General features: G+C 40.0%; 18 protein-coding genes. 9 read left to right on the plus strand and 9 right to left on the minus strand.

Features of this window, described 5'->3' with window-relative positions:
• Positions 1-11 precede the first annotated feature (11 nt).
• Complete coding sequence (gene ppk1, locus B4C48_RS01050; RefSeq protein ID WP_291352569.1) at positions 12-2,093, plus strand: polyphosphate kinase 1; 2,082 nt, start codon at positions 12-14, stop codon at positions 2,091-2,093.
• Between the two features lie 90 nt (positions 2,094-2,183).
• Here ppk1 and B4C48_RS01055 read toward each other — a convergent pair whose 3' ends face one another.
• From B4C48_RS01055 to rubA, 5 genes are all read right to left on the minus strand, one after another.
• The gene (locus tag B4C48_RS01055) at positions 2,184-2,795 is read right to left on the minus strand and encodes a response regulator (RefSeq protein WP_291352571.1); all 612 of its coding nucleotides are present in this window, start codon (positions 2,793-2,795) and stop codon (positions 2,184-2,186) included.
• A 698-nt stretch (positions 2,796-3,493) separates the two neighbouring features.
• A complete protein-coding gene (gene oxyR / locus B4C48_RS01060; RefSeq protein ID WP_291352573.1) occupies positions 3,494-4,399 on the minus strand; it encodes a LysR family transcriptional regulator OxyR in 906 nt (301 codons plus the stop codon).
• Positions 4,400-4,405: 6 nt separating this feature from the next.
• Complete coding sequence (gene estB / locus B4C48_RS01065; RefSeq protein ID WP_291352575.1) at positions 4,406-5,350, minus strand: esterase EstB; 945 nt, start codon at positions 5,348-5,350, stop codon at positions 4,406-4,408.
• A 56-nt stretch (positions 5,351-5,406) separates the two neighbouring features.
• The gene (gene rubB, locus B4C48_RS01070; protein WP_291352577.1) at positions 5,407-6,585 is read right to left on the minus strand and encodes a rubredoxin reductase RubB; all 1,179 of its coding nucleotides are present in this window, start codon (positions 6,583-6,585) and stop codon (positions 5,407-5,409) included.
• A 69-nt stretch (positions 6,586-6,654) separates the two neighbouring features.
• Positions 6,655-6,819: a rubredoxin RubA gene (rubA, locus tag B4C48_RS01075; RefSeq protein WP_005179369.1), complete on the minus strand. Its 165-nt coding sequence runs from the start codon at positions 6,817-6,819 to the stop codon at positions 6,655-6,657.
• 522 nt (positions 6,820-7,341) lie between these two features.
• Here rubA and B4C48_RS01080 point away from each other — a divergent pair.
• A complete protein-coding gene (locus B4C48_RS01080) occupies positions 7,342-7,884 on the plus strand; it encodes an adenine phosphoribosyltransferase (protein ID WP_291352587.1) in 543 nt (180 codons plus the stop codon).
• Positions 7,885-7,926: 42 nt separating this feature from the next.
• On the opposite strand, the gene B4C48_RS01085 is transcribed toward B4C48_RS01080, so the two are convergent.
• Entirely contained in the window at positions 7,927-8,433 is a 507-nt protein-coding gene (locus B4C48_RS01085) for a YqiA/YcfP family alpha/beta fold hydrolase (protein WP_291352588.1), read from the minus strand.
• 489 nt (positions 8,434-8,922) lie between these two features.
• On the opposite strand from B4C48_RS01085, the gene B4C48_RS14195 reads away from it, so the two are divergent.
• Positions 8,923-9,240, plus strand: a complete 318-nt coding sequence (locus B4C48_RS14195) for a hypothetical protein (RefSeq protein ID WP_414631488.1) — start codon at positions 8,923-8,925, stop codon at positions 9,238-9,240.
• 69 nt (positions 9,241-9,309) lie between these two features.
• The gene (gene lysS / locus B4C48_RS01095; protein ID WP_291352589.1) at positions 9,310-10,839 is read left to right on the plus strand and encodes a lysine--tRNA ligase; all 1,530 of its coding nucleotides are present in this window, start codon (positions 9,310-9,312) and stop codon (positions 10,837-10,839) included.
• Positions 10,840-11,178: 339 nt separating this feature from the next.
• Here lysS and trpS read toward each other — a convergent pair whose 3' ends face one another.
• Entirely contained in the window at positions 11,179-12,192 is a 1,014-nt protein-coding gene (gene trpS / locus B4C48_RS01100) for a tryptophan--tRNA ligase (RefSeq protein ID WP_291352591.1), read from the minus strand.
• A gap of 196 nt (positions 12,193-12,388) precedes the next feature.
• Here trpS and B4C48_RS01105 point away from each other — a divergent pair, with 196 nt between their 5' ends.
• The gene (locus B4C48_RS01105) at positions 12,389-13,315 is read left to right on the plus strand and encodes a DUF808 domain-containing protein (RefSeq protein ID WP_291352593.1); all 927 of its coding nucleotides are present in this window, start codon (positions 12,389-12,391) and stop codon (positions 13,313-13,315) included.
• 54 nt (positions 13,316-13,369) lie between these two features.
• Positions 13,370-14,275 carry a KPN_02809 family neutral zinc metallopeptidase gene (locus tag B4C48_RS01110; protein ID WP_291352595.1) on the plus strand — a complete coding sequence of 302 codons (906 nt, stop codon included), beginning with the start codon at positions 13,370-13,372 and terminating at the stop codon, positions 14,273-14,275.
• Positions 14,276-14,331: 56 nt separating this feature from the next.
• Here the strand turns inward: B4C48_RS01110 and B4C48_RS01115 are convergent, their stop codons facing one another.
• On the minus strand, positions 14,332-14,889 hold the full coding sequence (locus tag B4C48_RS01115; protein ID WP_291352597.1) for a hypothetical protein: 558 nt from the start codon (positions 14,887-14,889) through the stop codon (positions 14,332-14,334).
• A gap of 247 nt (positions 14,890-15,136) precedes the next feature.
• Here B4C48_RS01115 and B4C48_RS01120 point away from each other — a divergent pair, with 247 nt between their 5' ends.
• Together B4C48_RS01120 and B4C48_RS01125 are read left to right on the plus strand one after the other, a co-directional pair.
• Positions 15,137-16,636: a cation:proton antiporter gene (locus B4C48_RS01120; protein ID WP_291352599.1), complete on the plus strand. Its 1,500-nt coding sequence runs from the start codon at positions 15,137-15,139 to the stop codon at positions 16,634-16,636.
• A 191-nt stretch (positions 16,637-16,827) separates the two neighbouring features.
• Positions 16,828-17,166, plus strand: a complete 339-nt coding sequence (locus B4C48_RS01125; protein ID WP_291352601.1) for an MGMT family protein — start codon at positions 16,828-16,830, stop codon at positions 17,164-17,166.
• A 67-nt stretch (positions 17,167-17,233) separates the two neighbouring features.
• On the opposite strand, the gene B4C48_RS01130 is transcribed toward B4C48_RS01125, so the two are convergent.
• Complete coding sequence (locus tag B4C48_RS01130) at positions 17,234-17,674, minus strand: universal stress protein (RefSeq protein WP_291352603.1); 441 nt, start codon at positions 17,672-17,674, stop codon at positions 17,234-17,236.
• A gap of 598 nt (positions 17,675-18,272) precedes the next feature.
• Here B4C48_RS01130 and B4C48_RS01135 point away from each other — a divergent pair.
• Positions 18,273-18,962, plus strand: coding sequence for a hypothetical protein (locus B4C48_RS01135; protein WP_291352605.1), 690 nt, complete (start codon positions 18,273-18,275; stop codon positions 18,960-18,962).
• Positions 18,963-18,971: the final 9 nt, after the last annotated feature.

An 18,971-nucleotide genomic window follows, 5' to 3' on the forward strand; every position in this document is an offset into this window, starting at 1 on the left:
ATAGGTTAAGTATGAATACGGCTGCTAATACGACTCCGGCGCAAATAGAATATGCATATAATGATCGCTACATTAATCGTGAGCTTTCTATTCTCGATTTCCATTTGCGGGTATTGGAACAAGCCGTCGATCCTTTACATCCTTTGCTTGAACGGATGAATTTCCTGCTCATTTTTTCCCGTAATTTGGATGAATTTTTTGAAATTCGTGTTGCCGGAATGATGGAGCAACTGGATTTAGGCAATGAAAGCCATAGTCCGGATGGTTTAACCCCTAAACAGGTGCTGGACAGCATTTCCAAAACTGCCCATGAGGCAATTGATCGCCAATACCGTATTTTAAATGAAGAAATTTTGCCTAAACTGCGTGAAGAAGATATTTGCTTTTTGCGCCGTGGGGAATTAACACCTGCCCAATCGGCTTGGGTGAAAAAATATTTTCAGGAACAGGTGGCTCCTGTACTGACCCCAATCAGTCTTGATCCCGCACATCCTTTCCCGCGTCTAGTCAATAAAAGCCTCAACTTTATTGTGACTCTGGAAGGTAAGGATGCTTTTGGCCGTCAGATTGATCTGGCGGTGGTGCCTGCACCGCGTTCATTACCTCGCGTGGTACGTTTACCGGATGAACTCACTGGGGGTAAAGAGCATCATGTGATGCTGTCCGCGATTATTCATGAGCATGTTTCAGACCTGTTCCCGGGCATGACCGCGACAGGCTGTTACCAGTTCCGTGTCACCCGAAATGCCGATCTGGCCTTAAATGAAGATGTGGAAGACCTGGCTAAAGCCTTAAAAGGGGAATTAAACTCGCGTCGTTTTGGTCGTGCGGTGCGTCTCGAAGTGACCCATAATTGCCCGAAACATATCTATGAATATTTACTGGATGAATTCGATCTAGATCAAGAGCAACTATATAAGGTGGATGGTCCGGTCAATCTGGCGCGTTTGTTGTCCAATTTTAAGCGTCCACATTTACGCTATGATTCACATACGCCTATTATTCCAAAAGTGCTGAAAAAGTCAGAAAATATTTTTTCTGCCATGCAGAAGCAGGATATTTTACTTCATCATCCCTTTGAATCATTTGCTCCAGTGATTAATTTGCTTCGTGAAGCTGCACGTGATCCGCAAGTTTTAGCCATCAAGCAAACGCTGTATCGTAGTGGCCCGGATTCTGAAATTGTCCAGGTATTGGCGGAAGCTGCACGTAATGGCAAGGAAGTGACGGCCGTCATTGAACTGCGTGCCCGTTTTGATGAAGAATCCAATATCGCTGTGGCCAATGTGCTGCAAGAAGCAGGCGCAGTGGTGGTCTACGGTATTGTCGGTTATAAGACCCATGCCAAAATGATTTTAGTGGTGCGCCGTGAAAACAATAAACTTGTGCGCTATGTGCATTTAGGAACGGGTAACTACCATGCCGGTAATGCTCGTATTTATACCGATTATGGGTTGCTGACCACGGATAAAGAGCTGTGTGAAGATGTGCATCGTATTTTCCAAGAGCTGACCGGTATGGGCAAAATGGCAAAACTGAAAAAGTTATTGCATGCACCTTTTACCCTGCATGCGCAGCTAGTTAATTTTATTGATGATGAAATTGCCACTGCCAAAGCAGGTAAGCCCGCGCAAATTATCGTGAAGGTCAATGCCCTTACCGAAAAGCAACTAATCAATAAATTATATGAAGCCTCTCAAGCGGGTGTGAAAATTGATCTGATTATTCGTTCCATCTGCTGCTTACGTCCCGGTTTGCCGGGTTTGTCTGAAAATATTCGGGTACGTTCCATTGTAGGACGTTTTCTGGAACATACCCGAGTTTATTATTTTAGCAATAATGGCGATGCACGCATTTATTGTTCAAGTGCAGACTGGATGGATCGCAACCTGTTTAACCGTGTCGAAGCATGTTTCCCGATTGAAGATGCTGCGCTAAAAAAACGCATTTACCAGCAAGGTTTACTCACCTATTTAAAGGATAATCAGCAAGCGTGGTTACTGCAAAGTGACGGCACCTGGTTACGTGCCCAAGTGGCTGATGGCCAAGAAGCACATAATGCACAGCGTATATTATTAGAGACAATCAAATAATTTAAAATCAGTATTTATCATATTAAATAAAGGAGTCTTCGGACTCCTTTATTGCAATTTTTCCTAATAAATCATCATCCATTTAAAAAATTAGTGTTGTAAGCTAGCAATTTTTTTATAGGTGTTTTTAATATTGCCTTCAATTTTATACAGTGGAATATCGGTCTGATCTGCCACTTGCTGTGAATTTAGGCCTGTCGATATCAGATTTAAAATTTCATATTCAATCGTGGTGAATGCAAGCGCGATTTTATTTTCAATCGTTTCAACCTGACGAGACAAAATATATTGGGCTAAATCGTGATGGATCGGAGCACCGCCACGCAGAATGCTTTTAATATTGTTAATTATTTCTATATCAGTATGATGATGAAAAACATAGCCTTGCGCACCTGATTGAATAGCATCAAAGAGTAAGCCTGTTTGCTGTTGAGCGAGTATTGCAATCACATAGCTATCTGGATGGATGTGTTTGAGCTTTTTTATAAAGTTCAGCTTTGCTATGGGGGCTATTTCTACATCAATAAAAATCAGGTTCGGCAAATGCTGTTGCAACCACGATTCGGCTTCGGCAAGATTTTCGGTGCTCATGATTAATCCTTTCGGATAGCCTAAGTTGATTAGGATCATTTTTAAGTGATCATTAAAAACGTGTCGATCGTCTACCATCATGATAGGAACGGGTAATATTAGTTCACCCACAAGGCGGTGCTCACACTGATTTGGTATTTTATCGTGTTAATTTGCTTTAAAATCCACGCCACGCCTATCCCTGAAACTAGTGAATTTATAAAATTTAAGTAAAACTAAGTATATGTAGGGTAAACGATATTTACATAAAAATTATTATGTTTTGAGTGAGTTGTTTTTGGATTTCTTTTTTGTTGAGAATATATTCTTTTTTTTTATAACAGATAAAAAATACCTAATTATAGGGATATTCACGAGAACTTTAACCAATTAATATGATGGCGGTTTTTATAAGTTTAACTTACTAATACTGCTCCAATTTTGAGGATGATAATATTTCAGGGGCCATCCAGGTTTTAGAAATATTTTTACCTTTCATAGCTTATTCGGGTGGATAAGCTATTTTTTTCACTTTAATTTTTATAATTGAGTCATAGAATACCCATTATCAGGGATATAAAGTACCCGCATCGTCGTCAAAAAAATTCTCACTTCCTGCGGTTTTTGCGGTTAAGAAGTAAGCAATTTATTGAAGATCGGTTTCTCAGTTCATCCATATGAGATTGTCCATTTGCTTCAAATCAGGTTTATCCGGGTGTTAAACTTTTTTTATGAAAAAAATAAAGCATTCCATTGAAATATTAAGACTGCTTATTTCAATCCGATCATAAAAAAAAGGAGCCGCAGCTCCTTTTAATCAATTGAATCTTTTAATGAAGATTCTGCGTGATTTTTTGCAAAATTTGCAATAGCACATCAAATTCACTTTGCAGTGGCGTACTTTTACGTGTCACTAAGGCGAGAGTACGACTAGGCGCCGCCTCGATCGATTTAACCACTAAATCTGAATTGGCTTTGATCATATTGGTATGAATGGCAATTTCAGGAAGCAAGGTAAAGCCCAAGTCTGAAGAAACCATTTCTACCAGTGTCGGCAATGAACTAGCTTTTAAACGATGATCATTTTTACGCTCGCCAATTGGACATGCACTTAATACATGGTTGCGTAAGCAATGACCTTCTTCCAGTAATACCAAGCGAGATAAATCCAGATCATCTAAACTGCGGGCATTCTGGGCATTCTGGTCAGCTTTATGGTAAACCAGATACAGATTTTCTTTTGCAATTTCAGCAATTTTTAAGCCACGGGTGTCAAAAGGTAAGGCCAACACGATCATGTCCAAATTACCATGTTCGAGTTTTTCAACAATTTTTTCACTTTGTGCTTCGTGCAGGTGCAGCTGAATTTTAGGCAGCTGTTTATGCACTTCATCAAGAAGTTGCGACAAAATAAAAGGTGCAATTGTAGGAATAACGCCTAAATGTAAGTCACCCGTTAAAGGTTCGCTCATTTCACGACTTAAACGCATCAGGTCTTGCGCATCTGCCAATAGAACACGGGCTCGAGCAACAACCTGTTCGCCAAGCGGAGTTAAACGCACATTTTGGCGATCGCGCTCAACCAGTACTCCACCTAATAAACGCTCTAACTCCATGATCCCGCCTGACAAAGTCGACTGGGTCACAAATGAACGGCGCGCAGCTTCAGTAAAATGCAGCGTTTCAGACAGTGTAACGAGGTATGACAGCTGTCTTAAGGATGGTAATGCAGCCATAGTGTCCTAATGTTTTGATTTAAAGTGATCAGCAAATAACCCGCTTAGATATGGAATAAAATGCGGTGGGATATCATGCCCCATTCCATCAATTAATTCAAACTTCGCATCAGTAATTGCCTTTGCAACTGCTTTGCCATGACTCGGTGGCAGTAAACGATCACGAGAGCCATGTACCACGAGGGTAGGTTGCTGAATTTGCTTACCCAATTGTAGCAAAGAACCTGTACATAATATTGCTAAAAACTGTTGAAGTACACCCGCTGGATAATAACTTCGTTGATATAATTTGCGTGCCGTCTGAATAATTTCCAGTTGATTAATATATCCTGGAGAACCAATAATGTTAAATACCTTTACGCTATGGTTGACAATACCTTCTTCGTCGGTCGAGTCGGGTCTGCCAATCAGGCTAAACAGCTGTTTGGGAAACGGGGGCGGTAACAGCGGTTGGTTATTACTGGTAAACATTAAGCCCAGATTACTGACTTTCTGTGGATGTTTGGCTGCCAGAATCTGTGCAATCATGCCGCCCATGGAAGCACCAATCACCGAAACCTGTTCCAGACCCAAACGGTCAATCAGCAGCGCAGCATCTTCCGCCATGTCATACAGGTTATATGGTGCACCCTGATTTTGTAAGCCTAAGGCAAAACGTCCCATCAGTTTCAAAGTGTTGAGACGCGGACCGGAATGACGGATTTTTGAAGACAGGCCAATATCACGGTTATCAAAACGAATCACGCGATAACCTTGGTCAATCAGCGATTTACAGAAAAAATCAGGCCAAAACAGCATTTGCGCACCCAGACCCATGATTAACATAATGGCAGGGTGTTCAGGATTTCCGCCCATTTCCACATGAAGTTCCACACCATTGCCTAAATTGACTTTGGTTTCATGCATAAAAGAGGTGTATGGAGAGCCGGTGAAATCGAGTGCGCTATTCATTGTTGTTTTCCTGAAAAAGGACATTTTGCTGAAAAAATGTCCTGGGTATTAAAACCTTAAACCGCAGCCGGAATCAAGTCAGGTACCAGTTTAGTTAGACTTAAACGTTGTTTTGCTGCGGTTGCGCCCAATAAAACAAAACCACGTAAGGTATTTTCACTATCGAGCGCCTTGGCAATCATGCCATCTTCCAGCTCTTCAGTTTCCCAGTTTACCTCCACGTCCACAGGTGCAGGAAGCACGGTCAGGGGAGCAGCAGGCGTTTTAACAGCAACCGGCATTGCTGGATAATGCACATGCGTTTGTTCACCATTTAGAGTTTTTGCCAAAGCACGTGCTTGTTGCATGATCGGCATGACATAAGGCAACAACAAACCATTGACTTCAGCACAGTCGCCAATCGCATAAATATCAGGCTGGTTGGTTTCCAGATGACTATTGGTCAAAATGCCGCGACTGCAATGAATATCAGCAGCTTTAGCCAATTCAAGGTTTGGGTGTAAACCAATCGCAGAAAGCACAATGTCCGCAACCACAGACTGACCATTGGCCAGAGTAATTTGATAATCGCCATTTTCAACTTTGATGACTTTTTCAACCGTGGTACCCAGTACAAAGTGAATGCCGGTGTCTTCCAGTTTTTCCTGAAAAGAAGCCGCTACATGTGCAGGAATTAAACGTCCCAAAGGTTGAGGAGCCAAATCAATCACGGTGACTTGATGTTCTGTATTTTGCAGATCATTAGCAAATTCACAGCCAATTAGACCGGCACCGAGAATCACCACGCGTTTATCTTGATTCTGCGCCAGATTTTTACGGAATGCCTTGTAGTCATCTAGGTTATTGACCACATGAATATCATCACTGCCATCGCCAGCAATCGCTACACGAACCGGATGAGCACCGACTGCAAGCACCAGCTTTGAATAAGGCTGCGTCGTTTGTTGACCATTTTTTTCTAAAATCAGCTGATGCTGGGCAGCTTGAATTTCTTTGACCCAAGTGAGAGCTTCAATACGCATGTTCAGTTGGGTTGCCATTTTAGATGCATCACCCAAGGCAATCTGTTCAGGCACCTTGTTCCCAGCTAACGCATTTGAAAGCGTTGGCTTGGCATAGTTTACCGCATCATCTGCACAGATCATGACCAGCTCATGCTCAGGATTAAGCTTGCGAAATTCACGTGCTGCGGTATAACCGGCCATACCCGAACCAATGATGACGATAGGATGCATATTATTCTCCAAACTGTTTTCTATAAGACGTAAAAAAAGACCATTCACTATGGTCTTTGATATCAAAAATTAGATTTCTACCATTTCAAAATCAACTTTTGATACACCACAGTCCGGGCAGGTCCAGTCATCCGGGATATCTTCCCATTTGGTACCAGCGACAATACCATCTTGTGGCCAACCTTCAGCTTCGTCATAAATCCATCCACAAACGATGCATTGATATTTCTTCATTTGAATCTCCAAAACACTGACTTTTCAATAATATGCAGCCAGTAAAATTTTATATACCGCATGACTCTATTGATATGTCTTTTGATGTACATATTCAAGCAAATTTTTACGCAGTTCTAGTCTTAATGTAAAGTAAATATCGGAGTTTAAGAACAGAAATTGAAACCAGAATTGCTTAGCAGGACAAAACTTGTCTTTAAAACATGAAAATAAGCAAAATTGATGAATAGCAATTCATTACCAAGTTCTAAATATTGCTAAAAACAGGCCATTGGATTACAGGGGATGATTAGTAACAGGATAGTTTTTTAGACGAAGGTCGTGCAGAAAAAAAAGAACCGATCTGTTAATTTATAATGGCATTCATATATAACTATTTTTATTAGATAAATGAATACAATAAAATCATAAACTTATGTATTTTTAGCTCTTAATATTGGATTTTAAAAGTGTCTGCTGACTGGTCATCGATCTTATAAAGCGTTAAAATTCACTCATTCTCCCTTAAATATCTTTCTCCCCATGAGCAATCTGTCTACAACTTTGTGGTCTAACATTCGTACTGTCCAAGATTTCCCTAAACCAGGGATCTGCTTTTTTGACCTGACTCCATTATTCATGGAAAATATTGAATTATTAACTGAGGCTTTAATTGCCAGTATTCCTGCTGAAAAATTGGCAGAAGTCGACAGTTTTGTTGCGGTTGAAGCACGTGGTTTTGTGCTGGCAAGTTTGTTGGCACAGCGTTTGGGCAAAGGTTTATTGCTGGTTCGTAAAGCAGGTAAATTACCGCCACCAGTGGTAGGTGTGGGTTATAGCTTAGAATATGGCATGGACCGTTTGGAAATGTCGGCAGATGTTCAAGCACAAAAAATTATTATTGTGGATGACGTGTTAGCCACTGGCGGTACGCTAAAAGCTGTAAAACAGCTAGTAGATAAATGCAACCACCAGGTATTGGGCGCAAGCATTTTCCTGGATTTACCAGATTTGCATAGTGATTTAGGCTTAGAGGTTTGGTCTGTGTTAGATGACAAATCACAGCCAGAGCAAAATGTGGCTTAATTAAGCACAGATGAAAAAAGCCTTGGCATGACCAGGGCTTTTTTATTTTTTCAGAAAATGGGTTTGCATATGCAGAAGCAGCTCATTGATATTTTCTGGGCTGGCTAAACGGTGATGTCCACCTTTCACGGCCTGAACCTGCATATAAGGTTCGAGTTGCTGTTGTACCGCGTACATATCCAGCTCTTCATCCCCGAGTTCCAGATAGGCAATTTGCGCAATCTCGTGTTCCAGATCATCCTCACCAATAGGAGGGTAATCTTCACGAAAATCTGGACTCAAACTGGGATTGGCAATAATCGCCGGAATTTTACACAGGGCTGACATTTTCAGCGCCCAGTAAGCACCTAAGCTATGGCCAATCAAGATTTCCGGCTGAATTTTGGCAATAATTTCCTGATAAAAACTCGCCACGGTTTGAAAATTCAGGTTGCGATAATCTACGTCGATACAATATTTATGATCGGCATCAATGGCATGGAATCTGGTCGATTCACGCGAAGAATCGAGTCCATGCAAAAACAGGATTTTTAAAGGGCATGTCGTCATTTTTTTAGTTCATACTTTCTTTATTCACAAAGATAGAAACAGTCAAATAGATTACTTTTCAACTAATTTTCTTGATTTCATTGTAAGTCACTTGGCTGAACAAAGAAGTTAGCTTTTGGTCTAAGATGTATTTGCGATGCAGCAAATAAACCGTATTACAAAATAATTTTTTTATTAAAAAGAAAACACTACTGGGATAAAGTCTTCAAATCGCTAGGCCATAACAAAATTTGGCGATGATGTAAAAAATGATTTCGCTACTGTCATAAAGAGCAGATCTCAGAGTTAGCCCCCACTATGGAAAAATTAGATTATGGAAAAATTAGGTTATGAAATTTTAATTGAAGCCTCTCCTCAAAAAGTCTGGCAAGTGTTATGGGACCCGAATAGTTATAGCCAATCAGCCTATTATTTTTCGCCTAGTTCCAGTATGCATTCTGACTGGAAGATTAAGGGAAAATCCTGTTTCTGGATGCCGACAATAATGGGATGGTGTCTACAATTGAGCAGTTGGACGAGTTTAGAAGAGTAGTCTTTAAACATTTAGGTATAGTTCGAAAGGGTGTAGAGAACTTAAACAGTGACAAAGTTAAAAAATGGCACGATGCTCTAGAGAAGTATTTTCTAGAACAGATCCATGGCAAAACCAGACTTAGGGTAGAAGTGGATACAGCAAAAGAATATCGGGAAATGATGGAAAACGGATTTAAAAAGGGCTTTGAGATGGTTAAACAGCTTGCCGAAGCTTGGCCAGAGGAAATAAAGCAAGTCGTTTTTAGCAAATCAGTGCATTTGTATGGCAATTAGACATTCGAAATTTGCACTAAATCTGCTATGCTATGCAACTTCCGTTTTTTACACATATTTGAGGCAGAGATGACGCAACATAACGCTCAATCGACTTCTGAACAACACATTTCCGAAAACGATTTAATTGCACAGCGTCATGCCAAGTTAAAGCAGATTCAAGACCAAGCAAAAGAAACTGGTGTTAGCCCATGGCCAAACGCGTTTAAGCGTGAGCACTATGCACAAGATTTACAAGACCAATTCGCTGAAAAATCTAAAGAAGAAATTGAAGCTGGTGAAAAAGTTTATGTAAAAGTTGCTGGTCGTGTGATGTTGAACCGTGGGTCATTCATCGTGATCCAGGACATGACTGGCCGTATTCAGCTTTATGTTGCACGTAAAGAACTTGCACCTGAAGTACTGGAAACCATCAAGAGCCTAGATCTGGGTGACATTATTGCCGTTGAAGGTTATATCGGTCGTTCTGGTAAAGGTGACCTGTATGTCCATATTGAAAAATTTGAACTTTTAACCAAGTCACTGCGTCCACTTCCAGACAAATTCCATGGCCTAACCGATACCGAAGTTAAATACCGTAAACGTTACCTGGATTTAATCGTAAACGAAGAAACACGTAAAACCTTTGAAATTCGTGCCAAAGTGGTTTCAGGTATCCGTAACTATTTAAGCAATGAACGCTTCATGGAAGTGGAAACACCGATGATGCATGTGATTCCAGGTGGTGCTTCTGCGCGTCCATTTGAAACACATCATAATGCCTTGGACATGCCATTGTTCTTGCGTATTGCACCTGAGCTTTACTTGAAACGTCTGGTGGTTGGTGGTTTTGAGCGTGTGTTCGAAATTAACCGTAACTTCCGTAACGAAGGCGTTTCAACACGTCATAATCCAGAATTCACCATGATCGAATTCTATCAGGCTTATGCAGACTATAAAGACTTGATGGCTTTAACTGAAAATATGCTTGAGAAACTGGCGCTAGACATCTTGGGTACAACTGATGTTCCTTATGGTGAGGAAGTGTATAGCTTCAAAGGTCCATTCAAGAAAATTTCAATGTCCGATGCCATTCTTGAACACAACCCGCAATTTACGCCTGAAAATGTCAATGACCGTGAATTCCTGGCTAAATTTGTTCAGGACGAATTGAAAGAGCAGGTGAAACCTGGTTTTGGCTTGGGTAAACTTCAAACCATCGTATTTGAAGAAACCGTTGAAACTAAGCTGCGTCAACCGACATTCATTACTGAATATCCAGCGGAAACCTCTCCATTGGCGCGCCGTAATGATGAAAATCCGCACATTACTGACCGTTTTGAATTCTTTATCGGCGGTCGTGAGCTGGCAAATGGTTTCTCGGAATTGAATGACCCGATTGACCAGGCCGAGCGTTTCCAGGCGCAGGTTGCTGAAAAAGACGCCGGTGATGATGAAGCAATGCACTTCGATGCAGACTTTATTGAAGCGCTTGAATACGGCCTTCCTCCTACAGCAGGTGAGGGTATTGGTATTGACCGTTTAGTGATGATCTTTGCCAATGCACCAAGTATTCGTGATGTGATTTTGTTCCCGCATATGCGTCATAAACATGCATAAGTGCTGAATATAAAAAAACCCGCCTCGTGCGGGTTTTTTATGGCTTGAAACCTATGCTTAATTAAAATTCAGGCAAAAAAATACGCAATGATTGGGGTGATCACTGCGTAGAACAACGAATCTGTTTGCACAGTTCGGTTAAGGAGAATGTTAGAACTATGAATAGCCCTAAGCATTGGAAAAATCATAAAATGAATGCAGAGTCATTTCATGAGGCTTTCAGTAAAGTTGTGTTAATTCAGGTTAATAACTATAGGTAAGTGTGACATATTGCCTATTTTTTAGCGGGTTATAAAAAAAAGCCCCTCTCTAAAAGAAGGGCTGTTTATTGATAAGGATTTAGAAATGGAATACACCCAAACCTGATTTAATTTCATCGAGGGTTTGCTGGGTAATATCACGGCATTTATCGGTACCGGTTTTCAGAATATCCATGATGTAGTCTGGATCTTTCTGTAATTCCATACGACGTTCACGAATAGGGCCAATCATTTCCTTTAAAATGCCTTCAAGACGTTTTTTCACCGTACCATCGCCTAAACCGCCACGACGATAATGGGCTTTTAATTCTTCCAGCTCTTCTTTATTGGTATCGAAAGCATCTAAATAGGTAAATACCACGTTGCCTTCAACCTGGCCCGGATCTTCAATACGCAAGTGATTTGGATCGGTATACATCGCATTCACGGCTTTCTTGATGTCTTTATCCGAAGCGTCCAGCACAATGGTGTTGCCCAAAGATTTCGACATTTTGGCTTTACCATCAAAACCAGGCAAACGGCCAACATTAGACAGGAGCGCTTTGCATTCTGGAAGCAGCTCACGACCGATCTGACGGTTTAAACGACGCACGATTTCGTTGGTCTGTTCGATCATTGGAATCTGGTCTTCACCTACTGGCACAACCGTTGCTTTAAAAGCAGTAATGTCAGCGGCTTGTGCCACCGGGTAGCACAGAAAACCTGCCGGAATATCACGCTCAAAGCCACGCATCTGGATTTCAGATTTAATGGTCGGGTTGCGTTCCAGACGCGACACCGTGACAAAGTTGAGATATAGCATGGTCAGTTCATTCAATGCCGGCAAGCATGACTGCACACAAATTGTCGTTTTGGTTGGATCAATACCTACCGCCAAATAATCAGTGGCAACTTCAATAATATTACGACGTACTTTTTCAAAGTTATCGGCGTTATCGGTTAAAGCCTGGGCATCAGCAAGGAGAAGATGTTGATGGTGAGAATCCTGCAATCCAACACGTGAACGTAAAGAACCTACAAAATGACCTAAATGAAGTTGTCCGGTTGGGCGGTCACCCGTCAAAATAACAGGACGATTGTCTTGATTACTCATTATCTCTCTATTCCAAAGTAGTTAGCACTACATGTATATGCTGATGAATGGCCTTATTGTACGGCATAATGTTTTTGAATGTCAGGCACTATAAAAACAGATCATTGAAAAAATACGAAGAATTTAATGATGTTGATACAGTTTTTTTAAATATTTATCTTTAAAATGCAGAATAGAGACATTAAGGATAACAAGAATGGCGAGTAGCTTATTAATATTATTAGATGATATTGCGACTGTTTTAGACGACGTTGCGGTCATGAGCAAAGTGGCAGCAAAAAAAACTGCAGGGGTATTGGGAGACGATTTAGCCCTCAATGCTCAGCAGGTCAGTGGAGTACGTGCTGAACGTGAACTGCCTGTGGTTTGGGGAGTCGCAAAAGGTTCTTTTATAAATAAATTAATTCTTGTGCCTTTAGCCTTATTGATTAGTGTGGTTGCACCGTGGCTCATAAATCCTTTATTGATGATTGGCGGGCTGTTTCTCTGTTATGAAGGCGTAGAAAAAGTCCTGCACAGTTTGCATCATAAAAAAGCCAAGACCAAGGAAGCTGCTGAAACAGAATTTACCGCTATTGAAACCGATTTAGCCAAGTTCGAGAAAGAGAAAATCAAGGGTGCAATTCGTACCGATTTTATTTTGTCGGCTGAAATTGTGGTGATTTCATTGGGTACAGTGGCTACTGCGGCTTTTATGAATAAAGTGATCGTACTGTCAATTATTGCAATCGTCATGACTGTGGGTGTATATGGTTTTGTCGCCATGATTGTCAAAATTGATGATCTGGGATTGTACTTAACCGAGCAGGCATCGAGTTTTAAACAAAGCATAGGACGCGGTTTACTGGCTTTTGCGCCAAAATTGATGAAAACCCTGACCATTGTCGGAACCATTGCCATGTTCCTGGTTGGTGGCGGAATTATTACCCATACCATTCCGTGGTTTCATCATTTAACTGAAAATTCGGTCGATCACGTTCAACACATTCCCACAGTAGGAAATATTATTGGTGCAGTTACTCCGACCTTAATTAATCTGGTGATTGGTTTTATTGCAGGATTATTGGTTTTAATGGTAATTGCTCTCATTCAAAAAATCAAGCCGAAGTCAAAGCAAGCTTAATCAGCAAAAGCTCGCTAAAATGAAGCTCAAAAGTCAACTATAAGGAATATCACTATGCGCTGGAAAGGACGTCGTGTAAGTACCAATGTAGAAGACCGTCGCGGTGGTGCCGGAGCTAAAGCAGGTGGTGTCAGTATTTTAGGACTTGTGGTTGCTTTTGTGGCGTGGAAGTTTTTTGGGGTCGATCCTCAACAAGCCTATCAAGCGACCAAACAAGTCACCTCACAATCACAGCTGGCTGAAACTCGCGGCTTGGAGAATCCAACGCCAGAACAGCAAGAAGCAATGGATTTTGTCGGGACGGTATTGGCCGATACCGAAGATACCTGGTCTCAAGTGTTCCAGCAGCAATTAAATGCACAGTATGTTGCGCCTAAATTGGTGATGTTTAATGGTGTAGTCAATTCGGGCTGCGGTACAGCACAATCTGCCATGGGACCTTTCTATTGTCCGGCAGATCAAAAAGTGTATATCGACACGGCCTTCTTTAAAGATATGCGTCAGCAAATGGGCATTTCTGGTGAGCAAAACAGCACCGAACTTTCACGTCAGGATCAGGCTGGAGATTTTGCCCAAGCCTATGTAGTAGCTCATGAAGTAGGACACCATCTTCAAACTTTACTCGGCATTTCGGAACAAGTGCAAAAGGCAAGAGCTCAAAGCAGTCAAGTACAAGGCAATCAATTGTCGGTACGTCAGGAATTACAGGCAGACTGTTTTGCCGGCATCTGGGCCAATCATAACCAGCAGCGCACTCAATTTCTGGAACAGGGTGATATTGAAGAAGCCATGGATGCTGCGCATAAAATTGGCGACGATTATTTACAAAAACGTGCAACTGGGCAGGTGGTACCGGATAGCTTTACCCATGGTAGCAGTCAGCAGCGCATGAAATGGTTTCAAACCGGTTTGAAATCGGGCAATCTCAATGATTGTGATACTTTCAACCAAGCCATTTAAATAGAAATGAAGAATTAAAAAAGAGGATATCGAATCCTCTTTTTTATTTGCGCTGTTTAACCGTTGATAAACTTTTTAAAGTTTCGAATAATCCGAATGGATACATATAGGGCAGCCAATGCAAACAAGGCCATGCTAAACAGGCTATATTTTAAATCTGAAATATCAGCCTGATAAAATTGCTGAATTTGCTGCTTGGAATAAGACCATTGCTGCCGCTTCTGGGTACGACTATCTTGGTAACTGACTTGCTGGATATATTGGTATTGCCCAATTTTTAATAACTCTAATTGCTGGATTTGTCGGGTATGTGACTGGTTATATTCATCTGTGCAAATATCATTTAAATAATGTTCACAGCGTAATTGAGCAATATAACCATTCTGGGCAATTACAATATAAATGGCCTGATCCGGTCGTTGGTTATTCGAAACTAGCACCAGTTGTTTATTGGGTGTAGAGGTTAATGAAATTTGCTCGGCTTGCTGGAAAGCTTGATCGGCTTGCAAAATTTCCCGGCTTTTTGAAAAAATGCTTAAAAATAAAGCCAAGGTGATAAGAAAAATGATCCCTGCAAAAAAAAGCCGAAATATGGTTTTAACTGTTTGATGCATGGGTAAATTCAACTTAAAGTAGAAAATGAAGAAAGTGTTGCTACACTAAATTTGCTGATAGCAGACTATGTTAAATCATTGCTAAAAATATGTAAAAAAACTTAACCATTTTGTTTGAATAAGCAAAAAATGGTTAAACTGATTCGGTTAATAAATGTTATTTAATTAGTTATTTAATTAAATATTTACTTGGAAATGGCTGGATGCATTCGCTTTATTCCAATGAATCGCTCAAATTGGAACCTTAATGGGAAATTTCTTTTTTCTTCAAGTTTTTACAGTCATTTTTGCACTTTCGATAGCTACCACTATTTTCAATAAACGGGTGTTGGGCTTTCCTCAAGCCATTGGTGTACCGATTGTTTCTGCAATTTTTGTCTTTATATTGCAATGGGGCGCAAGTTTACTCAATGGTAACCAGTTTATTACCATTAATATTCATAATATTGAAGAAGCAGTACGTCATATTGATTTTTACGACTTTTTAATCAATGGCGTGATTTGCTTTATCCTGACCTCTTCCGCTTTAAAATTCAAAGTGTCCGATTTAAAAAGTCATTGGAAGCCGATCAGTATTTTAGCCAGTATCGCACTGGTACTTTGTGCAGTCTTTTTTGGCGTGACTTTATATGGCTATCAATTTTTAATTGGCAAACATGTCGATTTATTGGTGCTTTTACTGTTAGGCGCTGCACTGGGTGCGACTGACCCGATTGGGGTCAAAGGCGTATTAAGTTCGGTACGTGCGCCACATCACCTGATTGTAAAACTGGAAGGTGAATCATTGTTTAATGATGCCATGTGTATCGCCGTATTCATGACTTTATTGAATGTATTGCAGGGCGAACATTTTACTATTATTGGCACCTTGCAAACTTTGCTTTATGAGATTGTAGTAGCAGTCATTATTGGCTGGGGCTTTGGTCTAGGGATTTTAAGATTGCTGCGTGGCAAACACGAAATGGAATCTTTAATCTTAACTACAGCGCTGTTGGCCTGTGGCTCCTATTTAGTTGCGTTATTTGCCCATGCATCTGCACCGATTGCCTGTGTCATTGGCGGCCTAGTGGTTGGGAACAAATGGAAAGAAATTTTACAGGAACGTGAAATTCGTGAAGTCAATCATTTCTGGCATACCGTTGAAGGCATTATTAACTCCTTCCTGTTTACTTTGATTGGTCTGGAACTGTTTATTCTGGATTTGAGCATCAGCCTGATTTTAGGCGGTATTGTGGCGTTCATTATCCTGCATGCTTCACGTTTTGCTGCAAACTATCTGTCATTTGCCTTTTTTCCAAACTTTAGAAACAGAAGTTATAACGGTAGTTTGGCCATTTTATCCTGGGGTGGGGTACGGGGCGGCATCTCGCTTGCGTTAATTCTGGCAGTAGCGAATATTCCAGAACTCAGTGAATACAGCAGTATTCTGGTGGGTTATACCTTTATTTCCGTACTACTTTCAGGCCTGGTGTGTGGACTCGGATTGCCGGCGGTCATGAATGCCTTCTATTACAACCCGCATGAAGAAACCACCGGTTTTAAAGGCTGGTATCAACGCATGTGCCATAAAATGAACAAAAAAGGTTTTCAGTATATTGTCGGTGAAGATGCCAATGGTAATGAAACCATTACGGTATATAACCCGGATGCCTTAATTGATGAAAAAGCCGAAGATGGTGTAGCGGTGATGCATAATCCGGAAAAGGTACAAGTGGTGAAACGTTTGGAAAGTCCAGACAATTTCTAATCCTAATAAAAAGCTCTTAACGGGCTTTTTTTATTTTAGTGCATATTGGTGCGAAAGTAGTGAAAGATGAATGATCTGTCGTATAGCTTTATAGATGAAGCATTCTACTCATTGATTGGAAGTCTCTTAACTAAAAGCCATGAATAAAAAATGAATCTAGAAGTCTAAAATGGATGATTTAAGGACACACTATGCCCGAACATTTCCAAACCGCAAGTGATGAATTAGCCCGTCAGATTTTACAAGTGGTAGCTTTAATTCCTTATGGCAAGGTAGCTTCATACGGACAAATCGCAAAAATGGCAGGTTTGCCCAAACATGCGCGTTTAGTGGGTTATGTGTTAAAGCATCTAGATCAGGAGAGTGAAATTCCCTGGTATCGGGTGATTAACTCTCAAGGGAAAATTAGCCTAAGCAAACTGAATGCTCACGGAGAAAATATCCAGCGCGTAAAATTACTCGCAGAAGGGGTAACGGTCATAGAGGACAAAATTAACTTAAAACAATTTCAGTGGATAAATAATTTATAAATCAGGTGAATCAACAGAATCAAATTTTCCCACCTTTAGCAAAAGATGGGAAATATCATCAGAAATATTATTCGCGGACAATCAGCACCGGAATATGCGATTCTCCCAATACACTTTGAGCGACACTGCCCAAAAACATTTTTTTCAACCCAGTACGACCATGTGAACCAATAATAATCAGGTCGGCATGACTGTCTTCAGCAGCTTGGACAATTTCACGATGAATCACTTGTCCCTCAAGCAGTTTGGTTTCAACGTCAAGGCCTTGTTCATTGAATTTTGCTTTTGCTGCAGCTAGCGAGTCTACAATTGCAGTTCGTGCACGTTCAATCAAATCATTGGTTTGATTAGCTGAAATGTATTCCGCTGCAATGTAAGGATCAAGTGCCAAGACTTGAACTACTGTAACTTTACTGCCAAATGCCTTGGCAAACTCGACTGCTTTAGCCACCGCAGCATAAGCTGTTTCCGAACCGTCAACAGGGACTAAAATATTTTGATAAGCCATGTGTATTTCTCCTTATAATCATTACTAAAACGTATCACATTAAGACTATGATTTTTTGTTCAATAAAAACGTTTGAAATTTGATACTAGCTGTATTTTTAGTAAAATAAAACCTAGTAATTTCATATAGATAATTAGCTCCATAAAAATTATTTATAATTTAATCTAACATGTATTGGTATAAAAATTAGAGGCTTTAAAACTAAAGTCTGATGAAATTGTAAGCATAATTTTTATTTGCAAGCATGTGTAAAAATAAAGCTGAGCTGTCTTTAAAAATTGTCATATGATAAGTGTAGTAAATTATTAATAATGAATTAGAAATGACTGATTAAAATCAATTGAATTGGTAACGTGATAATTTTGAAAAATATTGTAGAAGCGGGGGAGGGTGATCTTTGGGATCGCCATCGTCTACAGAAGCAGTTCACTCATTATGTTGATCAGTTGAATTATGATGCAGTCTTAGTTTTAGATGCAGGCTAGGACTTTAAGATTAATCGCTCTAGCGTCAAGTTGTGACGTCATTAATATCATCACTGGATAAATTTGTATCGATTATTGCTATATTTCCGAATACTTAGCAGAGAATAGATGTAATGCACAAATATAATTTTGATTCAGATGAAACATTTAACTCTATAGAAGACTTTTTAGATAAATGTTGTACTTATTGGAATTTAACGGGTAATCACACTAGAAATATTTATCAAGCTGAATTTGATGGAGTAGATATTGTTAGTGAACTGAATAATTTACTGCTTAAGTTAAAATCTTCAAAATGTTCGTTACAACAAATTACAGGTTATCAAGAATTTGAACTCAGTATCGAGTCGTCATTTTGTTCCGATTATATAGAGAAGATGGAAGATTATAAAGAATGGATATTCGAAAATAGATATCAAAGTTTTCAAATGGAGTTTGGTCCATATCCCGTAATGGAGTCTAATAATTTTTGTCCAATTTATACTTTTTTCTTTTCTTTCTTATTAGATACTCAAGATAATTATAAGATTAAAGCTTTTTCTTTTGATGCATTATTAGCTTGTGTTCGTGATTTTGATGACTATAAAAATGGTATAGATTGGAAAGATATGACCGATCATTTACCGAAAAACTTCATAGATCACGAGCATGAAATGTTTGATGAAATTTTACGTATTGGGCGACAACCTATTATTGAAATTCTAATTTTAAGCCTAAGATGTCTTGAGAATGATTATGCTGCTATGAAGTACATTAAGAGTCGAGAGTTTGCTAAAAAACTGATGCTAGACTTCAAGTTATGAGCAATAGCT

Source organism: Acinetobacter sp. UBA3106 (genome assembly GCA_002365595.1).
Taxonomy (GTDB): domain Bacteria; phylum Pseudomonadota; class Gammaproteobacteria; order Pseudomonadales; family Moraxellaceae; genus Acinetobacter.